This is a genomic window from Streptomyces odonnellii (assembly GCF_000981895.1).
GTDB classification, from domain to species: Bacteria; Actinomycetota; Actinomycetes; order Streptomycetales; family Streptomycetaceae; genus Streptomyces; species Streptomyces odonnellii.
This window is the reverse complement of sequence record NZ_LATD01000572.1, coordinates 1-1,478: the sequence shown is the minus strand read 5'-3', so window position 1 is coordinate 1,478 and position 1,478 is coordinate 1. Positions and strand designations below refer to the sequence as shown.

2 protein-coding genes and 1 pseudogene are annotated in these 1,478 nt (G+C 71.2%); 1 reads left to right on the top strand and 2 read right to left on the bottom strand.

Features of this window, described 5'->3' with window-relative positions; translation table 11 throughout:
• Together WH07_RS40115 and WH07_RS35190 are read right to left on the bottom strand one after the other, a co-directional pair.
• Positions 1-386, bottom strand: a pseudogene (locus tag WH07_RS40115) (hypothetical protein); the annotation flags it as partial.
• Positions 383-1,081, bottom strand: a complete 699-nt coding sequence (locus tag WH07_RS35190; protein WP_408645990.1) for a rhomboid-like protein — start codon at positions 1,079-1,081, stop codon at positions 383-385. The gene WH07_RS35190 and the pseudogene WH07_RS40115, both read right to left, overlap by 4 nt.
• On the opposite strand from WH07_RS35190, the gene WH07_RS35185 reads away from it, so the two are divergent.
• Positions 1,080-1,478 (top strand): aminoglycoside phosphotransferase family protein (locus tag WH07_RS35185; RefSeq protein WP_046509204.1); only part of this gene is annotated, 399 nt, incomplete at its 3' end. The genes WH07_RS35190 and WH07_RS35185 overlap by 2 nt on opposite strands.

Genomic DNA, 1,478 nt, shown 5'->3' with positions numbered 1-1,478 from the left:
CCCCGCGCCCGCCCCTCCCCGGCGACACCACCGCCGACGATGGAGGTGTCGGCGGTGGTGTCGCCGGGGAGGGGCGGGCGCGGGGCGGGGAGGCCGTCCTGGGCGTACCAGAAGGAGATGTCGCCGGGGGCGGTGCTTCCCGTACGGGCGCTCGTACCGTCGTCCGGTCCGTCGCTGCCGCTGCTCCTGCTCGTACTGCTCCCGCTGCTGCTCGTACCGCTGCTCCTGCTCGTACTGCTCCCGCTGCTGCCCGTACCACTGCTCCTGCTCGTACCGCTGCCGCTGCTCGCACTGCTGCCGGTGCCGGTGCCGGTGACAGTGCCGCTGTCCGGTCCGTCGGCGGTGTCGTCCGCTCTGTCCGGCTCGTCGTTGTTCGCGCTGGTCATGTGGGTGTTCGTACACCGCTGCTCGTACGTTTGTCCAGGTATCGGCGGGGTCCGCGGGCCCGCGTCAGCGGGTAGCACGCCAGGCCGATGAGGACCGCGGCGACGTGTCCGAGGTCGGTGAAGGTGGGGGTCACGATCAGCGGGAGTCCGTAGTAGATGAGGACGACGGCGAGGTACGGCAGGTGCCAGGGCAACGGCACCCGGTAGGTCAGGACGCCGGCGATCCCGGCGAGCGCGTAGCTGACGCCGATGTCGAGGGTGTGGGCGGCGGACTGCGGGGCGTGGCCGTGCAGGATCGCCCAGCCGAGGACGCCTTCGCTGATGAGGGTGGCGCCGATGTGCGCGAACGCGGCGACGATGAGCCAGCGCGGGGTGCCGAGCCAGTGTTCGGCGGGGGCGTGGAAGAGCGTGTAGAGGACGGCGTACGGGAGCCAGGTGCCGCCGTCGGTCCAGAAGGCGCTGGAGATCAGGACGCGGAGGGGGTCGGTGGACAGTTCGTGGATGTTGGTGGAGCGCTGGAGCAGGAATTCCCGTTCGAATTCGGGTGACATGCGGTGGAGCGCGATGGTGGTGACGAAGAGGGCGGCCAGCCAGAGATGGGTGCCGGGGGCGCTCGTGATCCAGGTGCGGACTGTGCCGGCCCATGGGCGGACCGCGTCGGTCCGTGGGCGGATCACGTGAGGAATGCGGCGCATGGGGCGATTCACGCACGGTCGTAGGATCGTGAGCGTGATCGACATTCCGGTGGAGCTGGCGGAAACACAGTCGAGGTTTTCGGGTGAGGCCGGCCGGGCGTTCATCGTGGCGCTGCCGGGCCGGGCGGCGGATTTTCTGGAGCGGTGGGAGCTGCGCCGTACGGGTTCCGCGATGTACGGCAAGTGCGCGCTGGTGCTGCCGGTGGAGTGCGCGGACGGTACGGCGGCGGTGCTGAAGCTCCAGCAGCCCGACGACGAGTCGGTGGGGGAGCCGGTGGCGCTGCGGGCGTGGGGCGGGGACGGCGCGGTGCGGCTGCTGCGGTACGACGAGGAGACGGGGACGCTGCTGCTGGAGCGGCTGGTTCCGCAGGGGGTGGGTGGGGTTCCTGGGGCCGGC